This window comes from Paraburkholderia sp. SSBN10T (genome assembly GCF_056619545.1).
On sequence record NZ_JBWQQI010000002.1, the window covers coordinates 390,752 to 412,149 of the forward strand.

The 21,398-nt window shown below is 66.1% G+C and carries 18 protein-coding genes; 15 read left to right on the forward strand and 3 right to left on the reverse strand.

Features of this window, described 5'->3' with window-relative positions; genetic code table 11:
* Positions 1 to 59: 59 nt before the first annotated feature.
* From cheA to AC1ECK_RS04420, 15 genes are all read left to right on the forward strand, one after another.
* Complete coding sequence (gene cheA / locus AC1ECK_RS04350; RefSeq protein ID WP_480316221.1) at positions 60 to 2,372, forward strand: chemotaxis protein CheA; 2,313 nt, start codon at positions 60 to 62, stop codon at positions 2,370 to 2,372.
* 54 nt (positions 2,373 to 2,426) lie between these two features.
* Positions 2,427 to 2,963, forward strand: coding sequence for a chemotaxis protein CheW (gene cheW, locus AC1ECK_RS04355; protein WP_480316223.1), 537 nt, complete (start codon positions 2,427 to 2,429; stop codon positions 2,961 to 2,963).
* 43 nt (positions 2,964 to 3,006) lie between these two features.
* Positions 3,007 to 4,854 (forward strand): methyl-accepting chemotaxis protein, encoded by a 1,848-nt coding sequence (locus AC1ECK_RS04360; protein ID WP_480316225.1) that lies wholly within the window; start codon positions 3,007 to 3,009, stop codon positions 4,852 to 4,854.
* A 177-nt stretch (positions 4,855 to 5,031) separates the two neighbouring features.
* Positions 5,032 to 5,979: a CheR family methyltransferase gene (locus AC1ECK_RS04365; RefSeq protein WP_480316227.1), complete on the forward strand. Its 948-nt coding sequence runs from the start codon at positions 5,032 to 5,034 to the stop codon at positions 5,977 to 5,979.
* Positions 5,976 to 6,776: a chemoreceptor glutamine deamidase CheD gene (gene cheD, locus AC1ECK_RS04370; RefSeq protein ID WP_480316229.1), complete on the forward strand. Its 801-nt coding sequence runs from the start codon at positions 5,976 to 5,978 to the stop codon at positions 6,774 to 6,776. The genes AC1ECK_RS04365 and cheD overlap by 4 nt, the downstream gene beginning before the upstream one ends.
* A 5-nt stretch (positions 6,777 to 6,781) precedes the next feature.
* Positions 6,782 to 7,876: a protein-glutamate methylesterase/protein-glutamine glutaminase gene (locus AC1ECK_RS04375; RefSeq protein ID WP_480316479.1), complete on the forward strand. Its 1,095-nt coding sequence runs from the start codon at positions 6,782 to 6,784 to the stop codon at positions 7,874 to 7,876.
* Positions 7,877 to 7,941: 65 nt separating this feature from the next.
* Positions 7,942 to 8,337 (forward strand): chemotaxis response regulator CheY, encoded by a 396-nt coding sequence (cheY, locus tag AC1ECK_RS04380; protein WP_480316231.1) that lies wholly within the window; start codon positions 7,942 to 7,944, stop codon positions 8,335 to 8,337.
* 1 nt (position 8,338) lies between these two features.
* Complete coding sequence (gene cheZ / locus AC1ECK_RS04385) at positions 8,339 to 9,049, forward strand: protein phosphatase CheZ (RefSeq protein ID WP_480316233.1); 711 nt, start codon at positions 8,339 to 8,341, stop codon at positions 9,047 to 9,049.
* A 363-nt stretch (positions 9,050 to 9,412) separates the two neighbouring features.
* Positions 9,413 to 9,931: a DUF2844 domain-containing protein gene (locus tag AC1ECK_RS04390; protein WP_480316235.1), complete on the forward strand. Its 519-nt coding sequence runs from the start codon at positions 9,413 to 9,415 to the stop codon at positions 9,929 to 9,931.
* A gap of 23 nt (positions 9,932 to 9,954) precedes the next feature.
* Positions 9,955 to 11,178: a DUF3443 domain-containing protein gene (locus AC1ECK_RS04395; RefSeq protein WP_480316237.1), complete on the forward strand. Its 1,224-nt coding sequence runs from the start codon at positions 9,955 to 9,957 to the stop codon at positions 11,176 to 11,178.
* Between the two features lie 369 nt (positions 11,179 to 11,547).
* Complete coding sequence (gene flhB / locus AC1ECK_RS04400) at positions 11,548 to 12,753, forward strand: flagellar biosynthesis protein FlhB (protein ID WP_480316239.1); 1,206 nt, start codon at positions 11,548 to 11,550, stop codon at positions 12,751 to 12,753.
* Entirely contained in the window at positions 12,750 to 14,852 is a 2,103-nt protein-coding gene (gene flhA, locus AC1ECK_RS04405) for a flagellar biosynthesis protein FlhA (protein WP_480316241.1), read from the forward strand. The genes flhB and flhA overlap by 4 nt, the downstream gene beginning before the upstream one ends.
* A 226-nt stretch (positions 14,853 to 15,078) precedes the next feature.
* A complete protein-coding gene (flhF, locus tag AC1ECK_RS04410; protein ID WP_480316243.1) occupies positions 15,079 to 17,007 on the forward strand; it encodes a flagellar biosynthesis GTPase FlhF in 1,929 nt (642 codons plus the stop codon).
* The gene (locus tag AC1ECK_RS04415; RefSeq protein WP_480316245.1) at positions 17,000 to 17,872 is read left to right on the forward strand and encodes a MinD/ParA family ATP-binding protein; all 873 of its coding nucleotides are present in this window, start codon (positions 17,000 to 17,002) and stop codon (positions 17,870 to 17,872) included. The genes flhF and AC1ECK_RS04415 overlap by 8 nt, the downstream gene beginning before the upstream one ends.
* A 27-nt stretch (positions 17,873 to 17,899) precedes the next feature.
* The gene (locus AC1ECK_RS04420) at positions 17,900 to 18,634 is read left to right on the forward strand and encodes an RNA polymerase sigma factor FliA (RefSeq protein ID WP_480316247.1); all 735 of its coding nucleotides are present in this window, start codon (positions 17,900 to 17,902) and stop codon (positions 18,632 to 18,634) included.
* Positions 18,635 to 18,844: 210 nt separating this feature from the next.
* Here the strand turns inward: AC1ECK_RS04420 and AC1ECK_RS04425 are convergent, their stop codons facing one another.
* The 3 genes from AC1ECK_RS04425 to flgA all read right to left on the reverse strand — a co-directional run bounded on the left by AC1ECK_RS04425 (position 18,845) and on the right by flgA (position 21,382).
* Complete coding sequence (locus AC1ECK_RS04425; RefSeq protein WP_480316249.1) at positions 18,845 to 19,288, reverse strand: flagella synthesis protein FlgN; 444 nt, start codon at positions 19,286 to 19,288, stop codon at positions 18,845 to 18,847.
* Positions 19,289 to 19,363: 75 nt separating this feature from the next.
* On the reverse strand, positions 19,364 to 19,717 hold the full coding sequence (gene flgM / locus AC1ECK_RS04430; RefSeq protein WP_480316251.1) for a flagellar biosynthesis anti-sigma factor FlgM: 354 nt from the start codon (positions 19,715 to 19,717) through the stop codon (positions 19,364 to 19,366).
* A 141-nt stretch (positions 19,718 to 19,858) separates the two neighbouring features.
* On the reverse strand, positions 19,859 to 21,382 hold the full coding sequence (gene flgA / locus AC1ECK_RS04435) for a flagellar basal body P-ring formation chaperone FlgA (RefSeq protein ID WP_480316253.1): 1,524 nt from the start codon (positions 21,380 to 21,382) through the stop codon (positions 19,859 to 19,861).
* Positions 21,383 to 21,398 lie beyond the last annotated feature (16 nt).

Genomic DNA, 21,398 nt, shown 5'->3' on the forward strand with positions numbered 1-21,398 from the left:
GTTTACACAAGCGGCACGGCTGACAAAGCCTAGACAGGAACTCTCGCGGTGACCCAGGCATGACACTCGACATCACTCAGTTCTATCAGACGTTCTTCGACGAAGCGGACGAACTGCTCGCGCAGATGGAGCAGTTGCTGCTCAATCTGGACATCGGCCATCCCGATCCGGAAGACCTCGCGGCGATTTTCCGCGCGGCTCACTCGATCAAGGGCGGTGCGGCGACGTTCGGCTTCACCGCGCTGACCGAAACGACCCACATCCTCGAATCGCTGCTCGATCGCGCGCGCAATAACGAACTCGTGCTGCGCAAGGACATGATCGACACGTTCCTCGAAACCAAGGACGTGCTGTCCGGCCAGCTCGCGGACTACCGCGCGAGCGCCGAGCCGGATGCGGCGGTGGCCCGCGCGATCCAGGCCAAGCTCGAGCAGCTCTATGCGGAAAGCCGCTTCGGCGAGACGCATGCGGCGGCGGCGCCCGCACCGGCTGCAGCGCCGGCCGCACCGGCACCGACGCCCGCGCCGGCAGCGGTTGCAGGCGGCGATGGCCATCCGCCCGAGCATGTGGTCGAGCAGGCGGTTCAGGCAGCAGGCGAACTATCAGGCAACGAACCGGCACAGACCGGTGCGGCAACGACAAGCGGGGCGGCGGACGCAGACGGCGGCCCCCATCTGAAAATCACGCTACGGGGTGTAGGTGAGAAGGACCAGGAACTGCTGACCGAAGAGCTCGGCAACCTGGGGCATATCGTCGGGCAGGTCAAGGCGGGCGGCGATCTGACGCTGTGGCTGCAGACCGATGTCACGTCCGACGACATTATTGCCGTGTGCTGCTTCGTGATCGACGACAGTCAGATCTCGATCGGCCGCGGCACGGCGCCGGTGGATGAAGCGCAGCAAGGCGAACCTGGAGCGCCTGCCGCTGAGCAACAAGCCCCGGCGCCCGCGCCGGCTGCCGCACCGCCGGCAAGCACAGCCGCGCCGACGCATGGGCTGTTCAATGCACCGGCCCCGGCGCCCGCGCCGGCGGCCCCGCCGCCGCCGGTTGCAGCCGCACCCGCTCCTGCGGCGGCCCCGGCGGCACCCGTTGCCGCAGCCCCGGCTGCCGCAGCCCCGGCTGCCGCGGCAGCGGCCGGCGCGGAAACCGAGCGCAAGGCGCGTCCGGCAGCGGCCGCCGCGGCCGAAGGCAGTTCGATCCGGGTCGGCGTCGAAAAGGTCGATCAGCTGATCAACCTGGTCGGCGAACTGGTGATTACCCAAGCCATGCTGGCCGAGACCACCAGCACCTTCGATCCGGCGTTGCACGACCGCCTCTTCAACGGCATGGCGCAACTGGAGCGCAATGCCCGCGATCTGCAGGAAGCGGTGATGTCGATCCGCATGATGCCGATGGACTACGTCTTCAGCCGCTTCCCGCGTCTGGTGCGCGATCTGGCGGCGAAGCTGGGCAAGGAGGTCGAACTCGTCACCTTCGGTCAGGCGACCGAACTCGACAAGAGCCTTATCGAGCGGATCATCGACCCGCTGACCCACCTCGTGCGCAACAGTCTCGATCACGGCATCGAAACGGTGGAAGCACGGCGCGCGGCGGGCAAGGATTCGACCGGGCAACTGGTGCTGTCGGCCGCGCACCATGGCGGCAACATCGTCATCGAAGTGAGCGACGACGGCGCCGGCCTGCGCCGCGACAAGATTCTCGCCAAGGCGGCGAAGCAGGGCATGCAGGTCAGCGAAAGCATGACCGACGACGAAGTCTGGAACCTGATCTTCCTGCCGGGCTTCTCGACCGCGGAGCAGGTGACCGACGTGTCGGGCCGCGGCGTCGGCATGGACGTGGTGAAGCGCAACATCCAGTCGATGGGCGGTCACGTCGAAATCAGCTCGCAGGCAGGCAAGGGCAGCACCACGCGGATCGTCTTGCCGCTGACGCTGGCGATTCTCGACGGCATGTCGGTGAAGGTCGGCAACGAGATCTTCATTCTGCCGCTGAACTTCGTCATGGAGTCGCTGCAGCCGCGCGCCGAGGACATCTATACGGTGGCCAACGGCGAGCGGGTGGTGCGGGTGCGCGGCGAATACCTGCCGCTCGTCGCCCTGCATGAAGTGTTCTCGGTGGCGGACGCGAAGTCGGAGCCGACGCAAGGCATCGTCACGATCATGCAGACCGAAGGACGGCGCTTTGCGATGCTGATCGACGAACTGGTCGGCCAGCAGCAGGTGGTCGTGAAGAATCTGGAAACGAACTACCGCAAGGTGCACGGCATTTCCGCCGCGACCATCCTCGGCGACGGCAGTGTCGCGCTGATCGTGGACGTGGCGGCACTGAATCGCGAGACGCGCAACGCGCATGGCGCAATGAGCCTCGCGTAAGCCTCGGGCAACTTTTTACTTAACTCATTTCATCCCAACCGTTTGGGGGCTAACGTGGCAGAAGTCCAATCCAACAATTCGAGCGTCGCAAACGCGAGCGGTACGAATGGCCGCCGCGACGCGCTGCAGGCAGATGCCGGCGGTCAGGAGTTTCTGGTCTTTACGCTCGGCGCCGAGGAATACGGCATCGACATTCTCAAGGTGCAGGAAATCCGCGGCTACGACAGCGTGACGCGCATCGCGAACGCGCCCGAGTTCATCAAGGGCGTGATCAATCTGCGCGGCATCATCGTGCCGATCGTCGACATGCGGATCAAGTTTCATCTGGGCCGCGTCGAGTACGACCACCAGACCGTCGTGATCATCCTGAACGTCGCGCATCGCGTGGTCGGGATGGTGGTGGACGGCGTGTCGGACGTGCTGACGCTGCAGATGGACCAGATCATGCCGGCGCCGGAATTCGGCGCCACGCTCACGACCGAGTACCTGACGGGTCTCGGCACGGTCGACGGCCGCATGCTGATCCTGATGGACATCGAAAAGCTGATGACCAGCCGCGAAATGGCGCTGATCGAATCGCTCGGCGGCTAAGCGCCGCCAGCGTGCATATGACTGGACAACAGGGAGCATCAAGATGCTAAGCAGGTGGTCGATTCGTACGTCGTTGACCGTGGTCGGGATCGTTCTGGTTGCGCTGACGATCGTGGTCGGCGCGCTCGGCCTAACCGCGCTGAACCGCGCAAGCCAGTCGCTCGACGGCATTGCGCGGGGCGACCTGGTGGCGATTCATGCGCTCGACGATGCGTCGGCGTATCTGTTGCGCTCGCGGATCGCGATCGACCGGTACAACACGCTGATCGCCGCCGGCAAGGCCGACGACGCGAAGACGGTGCTGGACCGGGCTCAGGAGCTGCTCGGCACTGGCAACACGAGCTGGCAAGCGTTTTTGGATGCGCCCAAGGCCGGCATCGACCAGGCATTGCTCGACGATCTGCAGGCGCGTCGCGCAACGATGATGCATGACGGCGTGGAGCCGGAGTTCGCGGCGCTGCGCGCCGGCGACCAGGCGGGCTTTCACGCGATCGCGGACACCAAGATCAGCCCGCTTTTCATCGCTTACGACAAATCCGCTTCGGCGGTCGTGAAGGCCTTGCAGGACCGCGCGGCCGATCAGCAGGCTCAGGCGCAGTCGAACGTCACGCTCATGACCACGCTGATCGTCGCGGTGGGCCTGTTCGCGCTGGTGCTGGTGGTGCTGATTCGCTTTGCGCTGCGTGGCCTGATCGTGCAGCCGCTGCATGATGCGACGGTCTGCTTCGAGCGGATCGCCGCGGGCGACCTGACGCAAACGGTGAACGTGTTCAGCACCAACGAGATCGGGCGTCTGTTCCGCGGCATCAAGCAGATGCAGGAGAGCCTCGCGACGATGGTCACGGCGGTGCACACCAGTACCGAGTCGATCGACACCGGCGCGCGCGAAATCGCCATGGGCAACACGGATCTGTCGCAGCGCACCGAACAGCAGGCCGCTTCGCTGCAGCAGACCGCCTCGAGCATGGAGCAACTGACCGGCACCGTGCGGCAGAACGCCGAGAACGCGCGCCAGGCAAGCCAGCTTGCGGTCAACGCCTCGGACATCGCCACGCGTGGCGGCGACGTGGTGGGCCAGGTCGTGCATACGATGCAGGACATCGCCAGCAGCTCGAACAAGGTGGTGGACATCATCGGCGTGATCGAAGGCATCGCCTTCCAGACCAACATCCTCGCGCTCAACGCGGCGGTCGAAGCGGCGCGTGCGGGCGAGCAGGGCCGCGGCTTCGCGGTGGTGGCGGGCGAAGTGCGCAGCCTCGCGCAGCGCAGCGCGAGCGCCGCCAAGGAAATCAAGGAACTGATCGGCGACTCGGTCGACAAGGTGCAGAGCGGCTCGGCGCTGGTGGGCCGGGCAGGCACGACGATGGAAGAGATCGTCCAGGCCGTACGTCGCGTGACTGACATCATGGGCGAGATCAGCGCGGCGTCGGAAGAGCAGTCCACCGGCATCGAGCAGGTCAACCGCGCCGTGGTGCAGATGGACGAAGTCACGCAGCAGAATGCGGCGCTCGTCGAAGAGGCGGCCGCCGCGGCGGCGTCGCTCGAAGAGCAGACGCGCCAGTTGCAGACGGTGGTCGGCGGCTGGCGGGTGGACGGCGGCCAGCGTGCTGTCGCTGCCGTGCGCAGCAGCGCTGCTCCGGCCGCACGCAGCAAGGCCGTGCCGCGCGCGCGGGCTGCTGCGGCGGCGCCGAAAGCGCTCGCGGCTCCGGCGGCTGCCGTGGCTCCCGCGGCTGCGGCACCCAAACTGGACGCGCCGCGCACGGCTGCGCCGGCGCGCACCGAACCTGCGCTCAGGCCCAGGTCTTCCACAGGCGCGGCCGAACCCGCCGCACGGCCGGCCGTAACCGGCGCCGCTTCGGCAGGCTCGGATGCGGACTGGGAAACGTTTTAAGGAATGGCATTCGGATATGCAGGCTTTCGGCTCCTCGCCGCAGTACGGGCGATTCATTGAAGCACGCTCACAAGGCGTGATTCGGGCCGCCGGCCGGTTGGAAACATTCGCGGGCGGGCGCGACCCCGCGGTGCAAGTCCTCGCACGGGACGTTTCGTATCGCAGGCAGGAAACCTCATGATGGCAACGCGCGCACAGCATCGTCCCGACAAGGCGGAACCGGCGAAAGCAGGGGATCAGGGACGTGATTTCGAATTCACCTCGGCGGACTTCGCTCGCATTCGCGAACTGATCCACCGCGGCGCCGGCATTTCGCTGTCGGATCACAAGCGCGACATGGCGTACAGCCGGCTTGCGCGGCGTTTGCGTGCGCGCGGGCTCGACAGCTTCCGGGAATACCTCGACCTGCTCGAATCCGAGAACGATCCCGCCGAGTGGGAAGCGTTCACCAATGCGTTGACCACCAACCTGACCGCGTTCTTCCGCGAGGCGCATCACTTTCCGATCCTCGCGGAGTTCGTCGCCAAACGGCAGCAGCCGGTTTCGGTGTGGTGCTCGGCGGCTTCGACCGGCGAAGAACCGTATTCGATCGCCATGACGCTGATCGAAGCGCTCGGCGACAGCGCCGCGCGCCAGGCGACCGTGCTCGCCACCGACATCGACACCCAGGTGCTGGCCAAGGGTGAAGCGGGCATGTACCAGTTCGACCAGGTCAAGCACCTCTCGCCCGAACGGCTCAAGCGTTTCTTCCTGAAGGGCACCGGCGCCCATGCGGGGATGGTGAAAGTGCGGCCGGAAGTGCGCGCGATGATCCGCTTCCAGCAACTGAACCTGACGGACCGCGATTACGGTCTGCGCTCGCAGTTCGACGCGATCTTCTGCCGCAACGTGATGATCTACTTCGACAAGCCGACCCAGTCGCAGGTGCTGTCGCGCTTCGATCCGCTGATGAAGCCGGGCGGCCTGCTGTTCGCCGGCCACTCGGAAAACTTCACCTACGTTACGCAGTCGTTCCGTCTGCGCGGCCAGACCGTCTACGAACTGACCCGCGACGCGGGCGCCGCGCGCGCTCCGCAACGCAGTGCGGCACCGGCTCACCCTTCGACTAGTGGGGTGAGCGCATGAGTAGCGGCCTGCCCATCGCCACCAATCTTTACTACGACAACCACTTCCAGCGCCCCGGCGTGAAGCTGTTGCCGAACGAGTTCTATACGACCCATGAGGACATGGTGCTCGTCACCGTGCTCGGCTCGTGCGTGGCGGCCTGCATTCAGGACCGCACCGCGGGCATCGGCGGCATGAACCACTTCATGCTGCCCGACGACGGCGCCGATGTCGGCCAGGCCGCCTCGGACTCGATGCGCTACGGCGCCTACGCGATGGAAGTGCTGATCAACGAGCTCATCAAGGCCGGCGGCCGGCGCGAGCGCTTCGAAGCCAAGGTGTTCGGCGGCGCGGCCGTGCTGGCGGGCATGACGACGATGAATATCGGCGATCGCAATTCGGAGTTCGTGCGCCGCTACCTGGCGCTCGAAAAAATTCGCATCACCGCCGAGGACCTGCAAGGCGGTCATCCGCGCAAGGTAGCCTTCATGCCGCGCACCGGCCAGGTGATGGTGAAAAAGCTTCGCCTGCAGCAGGAAGCGGGCGTGGCCGAACGCGAGCAGGCGCTCGCCCGGCAGACCTCCGAGCAGCGCGCCGAGCGGCTCGCGCGGGCCCGCGAACGGGTCGAGCTGTTTGCCGCGCCGGCCGGCCAGGGCAGCCCGGCTGCGCGGCCACGGGTCGAACTGTTTGGCGCAGGTTCGACCGCGGGTGGGGGATCAGGGACGAGCGGCACGGCCGCCAAGCCGCGCATCGAGCTATTTGGCGCAACCCCGCGCCCGATTAATTCAAACAACGCCAGAACTGCCGAGGAGGCGTGAGAGCTGTGCAAAAGATCAAGGTATTGTGCGTCGACGATTCGGCGCTGATCCGCAGCCTGATGACGGAAATCATCAATGGCCAGCCGGACATGACCGTCGTTGCAACTGCGCCCGACCCGCTGGTCGCGCGCGAACTCATCAAGCAGCACAACCCGGACGTGCTGACGCTCGACGTCGAAATGCCGCGCATGGACGGTCTCGACTTCCTCGAGAAGCTGATGCGCCTGCGGCCGATGCCGGTCGTGATGGTGTCGTCGCTGACCGAGCGCGGCAACGAAATCACGCTGCGCGCGCTGGAACTGGGCGCGGTCGATTTCGTGACCAAGCCGAAGGTCGGGATTCGCGACGGCATGCTCGACTACTCGGAGAAGCTCGCCGACAAGGTGCGCGCCGCTGCCCGTGCGCGCGTGCGCCAGGCCGCTCCGGTGCAGCATGCCGGCACGCCGGCTGGGGCGGGCGCCCAGGCGGCCGCGCCGGCGCCGAACTTCAACAACCCGCTGCTCAGTACGGAAAAGCTGATCATCGTCGGTGCCTCGACAGGCGGCACCGAAGCGATCCGCGAAGTGCTGGTGCCGCTGCCGCCCGACGCGCCTGCGGTGCTGATCGCGCAGCACATGCCGCCGGGTTTTACGAAATCTTTTGCGCAACGCCTTAATGGCTTGTGCAGAATTACCGTTAAAGAGGCAGAGCACGGCGAACGCGTGTTGCCGGGACATGCTTATATCGCCCCTGGCCACGCTCACCTGTTGCTGGCACGTAGCGGCGCGAACTATATTGCACACCTGTCCGACGACCCGCCGGTCAACCGGCATCGTCCGTCTGTCGACGTGTTGTTCCGCTCCGCTGCGCAGCACGCCGGCAAGAACGCCGTAGGCGTGATCCTCACGGGGATGGGCCGCGATGGTGCGGCCGGACTGCTGGAGATGAAAAAAGCAGGCGCGTATACGCTTGCGCAGGACGAAGCGAGCTGTATCGTGTTCGGCATGCCGCGCGAGGCCATCGCGCTGGGCGCCGCCGACGAGATCGCCTCGTTGCCCGAAATGAGCCGGCGTGTCATGGCGCGCCTCTCGTCAATGGGCGATCGCGTACAGCGCGTATGATGCGCGGGGCCGAATAAAAAAGCGCCTTGCGTGGCACCATCTGGGATAAGGGAAAGGGAATTGAAATGGATAAGGGAATGAAGATTCTGGTCGTGGATGACTTTCCGACGATGCGCCGGATTGTGCGCAATCTGCTGAAAGAGCTGGGCTATACGAACGTCGACGAGGCGGAAGACGGTGCTGCGGGTCTGGCGCGCTTGCGCAGCGGCGCGTACGACTTCGTGATTTCCGACTGGAACATGCCGAATCTCGACGGTCTGGCGATGCTCAAGGAAATCCGCGCCGACGCGAGCCTCACGCACCTGCCGGTGCTGATGGTGACCGCCGAGTCGAAGAAGGAAAACATCATCGCGGCAGCCCAGGCCGGCGCAAGCGGCTACGTGGTCAAGCCGTTCACCGCGGCGACCCTCGACGAGAAGCTGAACAAGATTCTCGAGAAGATGGCGAAAGCCGGGAGCTGACGTGGACCAGCCGACCAACGCGGCAGCCGTCGACGCACACGACGGCAGCGGGGATATTGCAAGCGACCGCATCCTCGCCCGGATCGGGCAACTGACGCGCACCTTGCGCGACTCGATGCGCGAACTCGGGATTGACAAGCACGTCGAGCGGGCGGCCGAAGCCGTGCCCGATGCGCGCGACCGTCTCAAGTACATTGCCAACATGACCGAGCAGGCCGCCGAAAAGGTGCTGAGCGCGATCGAAGTGGCGAAGCCGATGCAGGAACAGTTGCAGCAGGACGCAGCCGTGCTGGATGCGCGCTGGGAACAATGGTATGCGGCGCCGATCGAGCGCGAGGAAGTACGCGCGCTGATGAGCGATACGCGCGCCTTCCTGAGCGGCGTGCCCGAAGTGACGACGGCGACCAACGCCCAGTTGCTGGAGATCATGCTGGCGCAGGACTTTCAGGATCTGACCGGTCAGGTGATCAAGAAGATTACCGAGGTCGTGTACCTGATCGAGCAGCAACTGCTCGGCGTGTTGATCGAGAACATCGCGCTCGAGCGGCGCGAACAGTTCGCGGCGACTGCTGCGGCGCTGGCGGCCGAACCGGCGTCGACCGGCAGCCCGCAAGGCCTGCTGAACGGGCCGCAGATCAACCCGGAAGGCAAGGCCGACGTGATGCAGGATCAATCGCAGGTCGACGATCTGCTCGCGAGCCTCGGTTTCTAGGCGGGCGTCCAAGCCCGCTTGCAAGCCGGCTTCCGGCTTGCGCCCAGGTTGGCTTCCTGGTTTGCTTCTTGGTTTGCTTTCCGGCGGGGCACGGCTGAGCTTTCAGCCGGCCCCGGTTGCCCCACCGTCGGTCCGGCCCCCTCACTTCCTCCTCGGTTTATGCATGGTGCATCGCCGTCCCGCGTCGAACCGCGGCACTGGCTGTGCCTTGATCCGGCCCGATCGCGTCGCGGACATGGCGGGGATTCCTCCTCGAACAATCCTTCATACGACGGAGCGCTGCCGTGCCGTATGATCTTGGATAAATGCGGGCGCCCATGCGATGCTTGGGCCGTTGCGCAGTCGACCGGGAGGAGCTTCGCCATGCCGAGCCGTGTTCGCCGCGCCGTCTTCATGACAGCGCTGGGATTATCCTGTGTGTTGCCCGCCGTTCAGTCCGCCCATGCGGCGTTGGGCGGCACTCCAATGACGCCGCCTGCCGGCGCCTCAGTCGTTACCCAAACCGTTTCACCTACTGCCGTTCTGCACGCCGCCTCCGGCGCGGCGTCCGCGGCCAGCGCCAGCGCTTCGTACACCGTGCGGGAGACGACGCTCGGCAACGGCACCGTCGTGCGCGAGTATCTGGCCGCGGACGGCACCGTGTTCGGCCTCGCCTGGCGCGGGCCGCAAATGCCCAATCTGACCGATCTGCTCGGCACCTATTTCCCGCAGTACCTCGCCGGCGTCGAAGCTGTGCGCGCGGCGCGCGGCGGACATGGACCGGTGGCGGTCGAGCAGAGCAGCCTCGTGGTCCACTCCGGTGGCCATATGGGCGCATTCACGGGGCAGGCGTGGCTGCCGCAGGCGTTGCCTGCCGGCGTCAGCGGTACCGACATCCAGTGACAGAGACGGGCGGGAGACGAGCCATGCAAGGTGCAGCAAAGCTCAGAGGGTGGTTGCGGGTAGCGGCCACGGCCGCGCTGGTGTCGCTGCTGGCGGCATGCGGCGGCGGAGGCGGCAGCAACAGCAGCAGTAGTAACAATTCAAGCTCGTCGAGCGTGGCGAACACCACGAGCGTGACGGTTGCCCAGGGCGTGGCGAGCGTCATCAACATCCCGACCGTCACCGTGACGGTCTGCGTGCCGGGCACGAGCACTTGCCAGAGCATTCCCAATGTGCAGGTGGATACCGGCTCGTTCGGGCTACGGATTGTCTACAGCGTGCTGAATTCGTCGCTGCAAAGTGCGCTGACGGCGGAGACCGCGTCGAATGGGAACAAGCTGGTGGAGTGCACCAGTTTCGCCGACGGCTATTCGTGGGGCACGGTGCGCACGGCCACAGTACAGATTTCCGGCGAGACCGCCTCGAGCATCCCGATCCAGGTGCTGGGCGACATGCCGACCGGCAGTGTGCCGACCGCCTGTGCCAATGGCGCTGAAGAGGACACCACCAGCGCGATCGGCGCCAACGGCATTCTCGGCATCGGCGTGGCGCCGGTCGACTGCGGCGCGACCTGCGCAAATTCCTCCACGGTCGCCCAGTACTACGCGTGCAGCGGCTCGAGCTGCGCCACCACCCAGGTGGCCACCACCAGCCAGGTGACGAACCCTGTGTCGCGCTTCGCCACCGACAACAACGGCGTGATCGTGCAGATGCCGCCCATTTCGAGCACGGGAAGCGGCTCGGCTACCGGCACCCTGGTGTTCGGGATCGGCACGCAGTCGAACAACACGCTCGCGGCGGCGCAGACGTTCACGACCGACAGTTTCGGCGATCTGAACAACAGTACGTTTAACGGCACCAAGCTGGCGGTGTTCTTCGATTCGGGCTCGAACGCGTATTTCTTTACCGACAGCACGTTGCCGCTGTGCAGCAGCACGTACAGCGGGTTCTACTGCCCGAGCTCCGGGCAGACCCGGTCGGTTAATCTCGTGGGCCTGAACGGCGCGACTGCCACGGCCAACATGGACATCCTGAGCGCGGCAACCCTGTTCGCCAACGGCAGCAATTACGCGTTCAACGACCTGGCTGGCCAGATCGGCACGTCCGGCAGCTTCGATATCGGTTTGCCGTTCTTCTACGGCCGCAATATGTACTTCGGCATCGACCAGACGGCGAGCGGCGGCCAGTCGCCATACGTCGGCTACTGAGCGCCCTCAGGCCTGCCGCTTACGCGTCAGGCCCCCCGAGGGGGCAATCCCCCAATCCTCCAATCCCCCAAGGGGAGACTTCCTGTGGGGCGGGAAACTTGGGGCGGCCCGGCGTTTCCTTGAGAGCCGAGGCAAAACGACCGGTTCCGCGCGTCGCCGCACCGGACCGGGTAGAGCGCCTGCACACCCGCCTCTCCCCAGCGCGCCCCCTGCCGGACAGCCCGCGCCCGCCCGCCGGGCTGCGGGCGTCCCCATCTCTCGAAATGCCGCCGTTTCCCCGTCCTTATCCGCCGATCGTGGCTTGAGTTCAGCAGGAATAATCGCTCTCACTGGAAATGGGCATGGTGCCCTTACCGTCTGGAGAGCTGCGTGGCAGGGGAAAGCGACCTCGAAAAAACCGAATCGGCCACTCCCAGGCGCCTCGAAAAGGCGCGGGAAGAGGGGCAGATCGTACGTTCGCGGGAGCTGGTCTCGTTTGCGCTGCTGTCGGCTGGCTTTTTCGGCGTGTGGGCGCTCTCCGGGATCATCGGCGATCACATGGAGTCGATGCTGCGCGGCGCCTTCACGTTCAATCACGAAACCGTCTTCGAGCCCCGGCGCATGCTGATCGGGGCCGGTTCCGCCAGCCTCGAGGGACTGCATGCGCTGGCGCCGATCCTCGCCTTGACCGGTCTTGCCGCCTTGCTGTCGCCGCTCGCGCTGGGCGGCTGGCATGTGTCGACCGCATCGCTGGAACCCAAATTCAGCCGGCTCGACCCGATCGCCGGGCTTGGCAGGATGTTTTCGATCAACGGGCCGATCCAGCTCGGCATGTCGCTCGCCAAGACCATCGTGGTGGGCGGGATCGGCGGGCTGTCGATCTGGAAGCGCCACGACGAGATTGTCGCGCTGGCCACCCAGCCGCTCACCATGGCGTTTGCCAACGCGACGCACCTGATTGCGGTGTGCTGCGGCATGACGGTGGCTGGCATGTTTGTCGTGGCGGCGCTCGACGTCCCGTATCAGCTCTGGAATTACCACAAGAAGCTCCGGATGACGAAGGAAGAAGTGAAGCAGGAACACAAGGAAAACGAAGGCGATCCCAAGATGAAGGGGCGCATCCGTCAGCAGCAGCGCGCGATTGCGCGGCGCCGGATGATGAGCAACGTGCCGAAAGCCGACGTGGTCGTGACCAACCCGACGCACTTCGCGGTGGCGCTGCGCTACAGCGACGGCGAGATGCGCGCGCCGAAGGTGGTCGCCAAGGGCGTGAACCTGGTGGCCGCGCGGATTCGTGAACTTGCGGTGGAGAACAACGTGCCGCTGCTCGAAGCGCCGCCGCTCGCGCGGGCGCTGTATCACAACGTCGACCTCGACCGCGAGATTCCCGGCGCGTTGTACGGCGCGGTCGCGGAAGTGCTGGCGTGGGTCTATCAATTGCGCCGTTTCAAGACCGAAGGCGGCGTGGCGCCGGTCGCGCCGACCGACTTCGACGTGCCCGCCGAGCTCGACCAAGGGCCGGTATCCGACGAAGAGGCGAGCGAAGAAGCCGCCGAAGCCCTCAACGACGACAAGGCACTTGGAGCCTCCGCATGAACGCACGCGCCGGTTTCCTGGCCCGACGGCCGGACGCACTGAGCAGCACCAACCTGCGCGCGCTCGCAGGTCCGGTGCTGATCGTGATGATCCTCGGCATGATGATTCTGCCGTTGCCGCCGTTTTTGCTGGATCTGCTGTTCACCTTCAATATCGCGCTGTCCGTGATGGTGCTGCTGGTCAGCATGTACACGATGAAGCCGCTCGACTTCGCGGCCTTCCCGAGCGTGCTGCTGTTCTCGACGCTGTTGCGCCTGTCGCTGAACGTCGCCTCGACCCGGGTGGTGCTGCTCGAAGGGCACACCGGGCCGGATGCGGCCGGGCAGGTGATCGAATCGTTCGGCCACTTCCTCGTGGGCGGAAATTTCGCGGTCGGGATCGTGGTGTTCATCATCCTGATGGTGATCAACTTCATGGTGATCACCAAGGGTGCGGGCCGGATCGCCGAAGTGTCCGCGCGCTTCACGCTCGATGCGATGCCCGGCAAGCAGATGGCGATCGACGCCGACCTGAACGCCGGCATCATCAACGAAGACCAGGCCCGCAAGCGCCGTCTGGAAGTGGGCCAGGAAGCCGAGTTCTACGGCTCGATGGACGGCGCCAGCAAGTTCGTGCGCGGCGATGCGATTGCCGGCCTGCTGATCATGGTGATCAACATCATCGGCGGCCTGATTGTCGGCGTGGTCCAGCACAACATGGATTTCGCCGCGGCCGGCAAGGTCTATACGCTGCTCACCATCGGTGACGGCCTCGTCGCGCAGATTCCGTCGCTCGTGATCTCGACGGCCGCCGGTGTGATCGTGTCGCGCGTGGCGACCAACGAGGACATCGGCACCCAGTTGACCGGGCAGTTGTTCACGAATCCGCGCGTGCTGGTCATCACGGGCTGCATTCTGGTGCTGATGGGCCTGATCCCCGGCATGCCGCACTTCGCCTTCCTGCTGCTGGGCGGCGGCCTGATCCAGCTTGGCCGGATGATGAAGAAGCGCGCCACCGAGCGCAAGACCTCCGCGGCGCTCGTCGATGTGGCGCCGGCCGCGCTCGCGCCGGTCGAGAACGCCGAGGCGAGCTGGGAAGACGTGACGATGATCGACACGCTCGGCCTCGAAGTCGGTTACCGGCTGATTCCGCTCGTCGACAAGAACTCGGACGGCGAACTGCTCAAGCGGATCAAGAGCATCCGCAAGAAGTTCGCCCAGGAAATCGGCTTCCTGCCGCCGGTGATCCACATTCGCGACAACCTGGAACTGCGGCCGAACGGCTACCGGATTGCCCTGAAGGGCGTCGAAGTAGGTGTCGGCGAGGCCTATCCGGGCCAGTGGCTGGCCATCAATCCAGGGCAGGTGAGCGCGGCGCTGCCGGGCACACCGACCCAGGACCCGGCCTTTGGCCTGCCTGCGATCTGGATCGATACCAACCTGCGCGAGCAGGCTCAGGTGTACGGCTACACGGTGGTCGATTCGAGCACGGTGGTGGCCACCCACCTGAACCATCTGGTGGTCACGCATGCCTCCGAACTGCTCGGCCGCCGCGAGATCCAGGCGCTGATCGAACGGATGCAGAAGGACACGCCGTCGCTGGTCGACGATCTGATTCCGAAGTCGCTCTCGCTCACCACGCTGCAGAAGGTGCTGCAGAACCTGCTGGAAGAAGGCGTGCCGATCCGCGACTTGCGCACGATTCTGGAAGCGCTCGCCGAACATACGCCGAAGGTCAGCGATCCGCACGAGCTGACCTCCGCCGTGCGCCTCGCGCTGGGCCGCGCGATCACCCAGCAGTGGTTCCCGGGGAGCGGCGACATGCAGGTGATGGGCCTCGATTCGAACCTCGAACGCGTGCTCTCGCAGGCGCTCTCGACCGGTGCGAACCCCGGCCTCGAACCGGGTCTCGCCCATACGCTGCTGACCGAGACGCAGAAGGCGATGACGCGCCAGCAGAACATCGGACTCGCACCGGTGCTGCTGGTGCAGCACGCGTTGCGGCCGATGCTGGCGCGCTTCCTGCGCCGCAGCCTGCCGCAGTTGAAGGTGCTGTCGTATGCGGAAGTGCCCGACACCCGCAACGTCAAGGTGGTGAACCTGATTGGCGGGCAGGGATAAGTGCGGGGGAGCGATTTGCTCCCTGTGGCCGCGGGGCGGCTCTCGTTGACGAACCGGCGCTCGAGGCGCCGGTTTGCTTTTCAGGCATCCCGCATCACCTCCATCACGCGAATTGCCTACCTTTCCAGGCTTTTATCAAGCGATCGTCGCTCGACATCTTTCGCAATAATCGATCTCAATGGAAAGCGGTATGTTGCCGGTCCGTCAACCTCATCGGGGGTCGAGCTTGAATATTCGTAAATTTGTCGGTGCTACCAGTCGCGATGCGCTGCGTCTCGTACGCGAGGCACTGGGCTCGGACGCGGTCGTGCTGTCGACCCGCACGATAGAGGACGGCACGGTCGAAATCGTTGCGCTCGCGGATAGCGATCTGGCGGCGATCACCCCGAAGGCGCGCGACGGCGCGAGCAACGCGGCAGCCAAGCCGGGCTACCCGGCAGCGGCTCCCCGCAGCACGCAGCCGATGCAGCCGAATCCGTACGCGAGCGGCATGCCGGACGTGTTTTCGTCGGTGTTCGGCGCGAGCCCGGAAGCCGGTACCGAGAGCATGTCGTCGAGCAACTCGCCGGCTCATCCTGCGGCGGTGTCCGCTGTACAGGCCGCCGTGCCGCCCGCCGCGGCAAGCGCCGCCGAACAGCCGGCCGCCGTCCCGCACCCGGCTCCGCTGTTGCCGGAAGCCGCCCACACGCCGCAAAGCAAACCTGCGCCGCAGGCCGCGTCTGTGCAAGCTGCGGCACAACCCGCCGCGCAGATCCCCCAGGTGCCGCGTTCGAGCGACGACATCCGCGCCGACGTCCTCAAGGCCGCCGGCGTCCCGCCCGCGCCGATCGCACCGATCGTCCCGTCCGCGCCGCGCACCATGGCGGAGTCGAACCCCTGGCTGATCGATCACGCCCGCAGCATCGCCGGCAAGCAGCAGGGCGCCTACAGCGCCCGCCCGTCGTCGATGACGCCGGCCGCCGCGATGGCCAAGGGCCTCGGCGCTCCGGTTGAGATTCAGGTCGGCGCCCGGCAGCCGGCGCACCACCCCGACACGCCCGAGTGGGCGCGCGAAGCCGCCCAACTGGCCGCGCGCCGCGCCTCCCAGAAGCTGAGCGCGCCGGACGAGGTCCGCGCCACGGGCAGCACCGCGGCAAGCGTCACCGAAGCCATCAAGACGCGCATGGAGCAGGTCGTCAACGAAACGGTGATGAGCGAGCTCTCCTCGATGCGCGGCATGATGGAGGAACACTTCGCCGGCCTGTTGTGGGCCGACCGCCAGCGCCGCAGCCCGGCGCGCGCCTCGCTCACCAAGCACCTGTTCGCTGCGGGCTTCTCCGCGCAACTGGTGCAGATGCTGGTCGACAACCTGCCGGCTGAGATCGACAACATGGACGGCGGGATGGACTGGGTGCGCAGCGTACTCGAGTCGAATCTGCCGGTGATGGAAAACGAAGACGCGCTGATGGAGCGCGGCGGCGTGTTCGCGCTGATGGGCCCGACGGGGGTCGGCAAGACGACCACCACCGCCAAGCTCGCCGCGCGTTGCGTGATGCGCTTCGGCGCCAGCAAGGTGGCGCTGCTCACCACCGACAGCTACCGGATCGGCGGCCATGAGCAACTGCGCATTTTCGGCAAGATCCTCGGCGTCTCGGTGCATGCGGTGAAGGACGGCGCCGATCTGCAACTGGCGCTCGCCGAGCTGCGCAACAAGCACATCGTGCTGATCGACACGATCGGCATGAGCCAGCGCGACCGCCTCGTGTCCGACCAGATCGCCATGCTGTGCCGCGCCGGACAGCCGGTGCAGCGCCTGCTGCTGCTGAACGCCACCTGCCACGGCGACACGCTCAACGAAGTCGTGCAGGCCTATCAGCGCGCGCCGGATCAGCAGGCGCTCGCCGGCTGCATCCTGACCAAGCTCGACGAAGCCACTAACCTGGGCGGCGTGCTCGACACGGTGATCCGCTACAAGCTGCCGGTGCACTACGTCTCGACCGGTCAGAAGGTGCCCGAGAACCTGTACGTCGCGACGAGGAAATTCCTGATCAAGAGCGCTTTCTGCATTCCTCGCGACAGTTCACCGTTCGTGCCGCACGACGACGATATTCCGGCTTTGCTTTCCGCACTTTCCGCACGCTCGACGGCCGAACTGCACGAGGTACGCTTTGGATAAAGTCGTCTCGGATCAGGCAGAAGGACTGCGCCGCCTGCTGGCGCGCAGCGGCTCACGCGTGCTGGCGGTGACGGGCGGCTCGATCAGCGTCGGCCGCACCACGACCGTCGTCAATCTGGCGGCCGCACTCGCTGAGCAGGGCAAAGACGTGCTCGTGATCGACGAGTGCCTTGACGATTACTCCGTGAGCGCGATGCTCGGCGGCATGCACGGCGCGGGCAATTTCGCGGCCGTGATGCGCGGCGAGATGCCGCTTGAAGCCGCCGTCGCACGTCATGCACTGGGCTTTTCAGTGCTGGCCGCCTCGCGCAGCAATCGCGAAGGCTACAGCGCGGCACAACTGGGCGCGGTGCTGACCGGACCCGCCGACGTGGTTCTGATCGACGCGCAGCTCGACGAGTTCGGCCAGCTCTCGGCATTGGCCATGCAGGCGCATGACCTGATGATCGTCACGCGTGTCGCCGCGCAGGCGATCACCGACGCGTATGCCTGCATGAAGCGCTTGCACTACGCACACGGCCTCGCGCAGTTCCGTGTGCTGGTGAATCACGTGCAGAGCGTGACGGACGCGCATACCGCGTTCGAAAACCTGGCGGGGGTGGCAGGGCGCTATCTGGCCGTGTCGCTGGAAGACGCGGGCTGTATCGCCGCCGATCCGCGCATGGCGCGGGCGCAGGAATTGTCGCGCTGCGTGGTCGACGCCTTTCCGTCGACGCCCGCCGCGCGCGATTACCGGCATCTTGCCGCCGAATTGCAGTATTGGCCGATGCGGTCAGCGATGTCGTCACGGCACCACTGGGTGGCGCCGACGACGGCAGTAACAGCGGCGCAACACGCCGACCAACCGTCTGCGCAGCTCGCCTGAAGGCGCGGCGCGGACAAGGGGAGCACGATGTACAACGCTCAGGGAAAGATTTCCCAAGCCGAGGTTCTGACGAAGTACGCGCCGCTCGTGCGGCGGCTCGGCTTGCAGCTTGTGGCCAAGATGCCGGCGAGCGTCGATCTCGACGATCTGATTCAGGCCGGCATGATCGGGCTGCTGGACGCGGCGAGCCGCTACAAGGAAGACCAGGGCGCGCAGTTCGAAACCTATGCGAGTCAGCGGATTCGCGGCGCGATGCTCGACGAGCTGCGCAGCAACGACTGGCTGCCGCGCAGCCTGCGCCGTACCTCGCGCGAGGTGGAGACGGCCGTGCATCAGGTGGAACAGACGCTCGGCCGCTCGGCGAGCGAAACCGAGATTGCGGGTCACCTGAACATGCCGCTCAACGAGTATCAGGCGATGTTGCAGGACCTGCACGGCAGCCAGTTGATCTATTACGAAGACTTCGATCGCTCCGCCGACGACGAGCCGTTCCTCGACCGTTATTGCGTCGACCACTCGGACCCGCTCTCGGCGCTGCTCGACGAAAGCCTGCGTGCGGCGCTGGTCGAGGCGATCGAGCGTCTGCCGGAGCGCGAAAAGCTGTTGATGTCGCTGTATTACGAGCGCGGCATGAACCTGCGCGAGATCGGCGCGGTGATGGAAGTCAGCGAATCGCGGGTTTGCCAGTTGCATAGCCAGGCCGTCGCGCGGCTGCGTACGCGCCTGCGCGAGATGGCGTGGGCCAAGGCCGAAGCGGAATGAATGACAGCGGTGGGCGGCTGATGGTTTAGCGTGGCTGCCGCGCATCGACCCAACGCGATTTGCGCCGTCCTTGTGACGGCGCTTTTTTTTTGCGGTGGGACCAGGCGGGGGAAGGAAAAGCGCAGAGAGGTCACGCAGAGCGATAAAGCTCGGAGCGAGAGGTAAAGCGGAGCGGGGCGCCGGCCTGGCAGCCGCCCCGCCTGGCGGCGCTTACAGCGAGCCGAATCCCGGCACGCGCCCATCGGGACCATACAGCGCGGGCTTGGGCGGACGGACCTGCAGCACGTCGAGGGCGCGCTGGTTGTAGTCCATGCGGGTTCGGATCAGTACGCCGTTGATCTTGTTCGAGCGGCGCGCGCGTTCTACGGATTGCTGCAGCAGCGACCACTGCGCGGCCAGCTTCGGATCGCCTCCGGCAGCCAGTTCGATGCCGTTCCAGCCGGCCGGCAGACCCATTTCGGCGAGCTGCGTGTCGCGGATCTTCTCCAGCGAGGCCAGCTTGCCGACCAGTTCGGTCTTCTTCTCGACGATCGGCCCCAGCATCTCGGCCGGGTCCACCTGGGTCAGCGCTTTCTGTTCGACGACGAGCACCGAGGCGAATTCCTCGATCGTCGCGTATTCGTCGATAACGGTTGCCAGCAGTGCGTCTTTCATCACAACTCGCTCTCACAGCGCCCGCGCATGACGCGTGGGCCGGTTTTCAAGGGGATCGCCTGACGGCGTCCAGCCTTAATTGCCGGTCGCCGGGGCTCTCGTTTGCAGCAGACTGCGTGTCGTTTCCAGCACGCCGTCGGCAATCTTGTTCGGGTCGATGGTCAGCGTGCCGCTCTTGATGGCCGCCTTGATCGATTCGACGTGAGCGGTGTCGATGTCTGCCGAACCCGATGCTGTCTGGTTGCGCAGATCGGACGACAAGCCCGACAGGCTCACGTTCGCGTCGCCCCCCGAGCTGGTGGCGGCTTGCACGGCGCTTCCCGTGCCTTGGGCGGTGGTAGCCGCCGGGGCCAGGCTGTCCTGCTGGGCGCGCGTGGCGCTGCCCGTCAGGCTGTCCGGCATGGTGTTGGTGGTGGAATCGATTTTCACGATTGGCTTCCTGTGCGATTTGATTCTTATAACGGCATTCAAGAATCCAAACTTTAGCGCAATCGATGTATCCGTTTGTAACGGCTTGCCCAGTCGGCTTTCCGCGTGAATCCCGCCACCACCCCCACTTTCAGGTCCGGATCACATCTGGATCTGGACCGTCGAACTGTCCTTCACGATACCCATGATGATCTGGCCGGCCGAGGTTTTCACCCTGACCGGCTGGCCGGGCGTCGCGTTACTGAGCGCGCTGCCTTCCGACGAAATCGAAAAGCCGTTGCCCTGCGCCACCACCCGCACCGTCTGGCCCGCCGTCACCTGGGCGGCGTTCTTCAACATGTCCTGACGCAGCGGCAGGCCCGCGCCCACCCGCATCAGGGTGACCGAGCCGACCGCCTGCGAGGGCGCCGTGACGATCGACGTCGGCAGCAGCGTCAGGTCGCCGTCGCGGCTCACCAGATCGGCTTCCGAGATCACTTCGCCGGGCAGCATGGCGCGGGCGGCGACATAGTAAGTGGTATGGATCGAGACCTTCGCCTGCAGCCACACCGTCCACGGATGCCCGCTCGTGCAGCGCACGCCGACCGTCGTGCGGCCCCACATGCGCGCGCCGTTCGGCATGAACGGCTGCAGCGTGGCGCAGGCCGCGAGGCCGCGCGGGAAGGCCGGCGCCACCGTCAGTTCGACGCGGCCCGGCAGGCCGGCGGCCTGCTGCTTGAGGAAATCCAATGCGGCGGCGTGGATCGCCTCGCCGTCTTGCTGGCCTTCCGGCACCGGCTGCGCGGCTAGGGCGGCTTGAGTGGCCTGAGCGGCTTGAGTGGTCTGCACCGCTTGAACTGCCTGCTTTGCCTGAACTGCTTGAGTCGCTGGAGCCACTTGAACTGCCTGAGCCGCCTGAGCCGTTTGCGACGCTGCCACGGCCCGAGCCGGCTGCGTCCGCGGATTTGCGGCCACTTGCGCGGCCTGCGCCTGACTCAGCGCCTGAATCGCCTGCGCACGCTGTGCCGCTTCGGCGAGCGCCTGCGCCTGGTTGGGCAGCGCCGCTTGAGTCTGTATTTGCGCGACGCCACGCGGCGCGGGCGCGTGGCTCGGCGCGCTGGCGCCCAGTTCGGGCGGCTCGCCGCGCGAGGCGAGACTGTCGATTTCGATGTTGCCGGACGACGCCGCGCCGGGCGCCTCGGCAGGCGCGGCATTCACGGGCCGCACCGCGCCGGCGTAGGCCGAACGCGGCGGCGTCGAACTCACGATCACCGGCATGACCTGACTCGCGGCCAGCGACGGATTCAGATTCACACGGGTCAGGCCGGCGGCGTTCGCCGGGGCGGCGGGAGCCTCGCCAGGACCCGGAATCACGATCGCGCCGCTGGCGTTCTCCAGCGCGGCAAAGCGATCGGTGACAGGCGCGGCGGGTGTTGCCGGAGCCGAAGGCGCCGCCGCGCGGGCGCTGCTGTTGCCGTTGCTGCTGGTCGCCATCTGCGTCATCCGTGCGAGATCGGCGGAATTCTGTTCGCCGGGACCGGGGATCACGATCGGTCCGCCGGCTGTCTGGGCGAGCGCCGCGGGCGCGCTCCACGCACCGGCCACCGCGCACACCAGCCAGACGGCAGTGTGACGCGCAACGATGCGGCGCAGCGGCTGCGGCACATCGAAAGTGGATCGGGACATCGCGATTCTCCAGCGT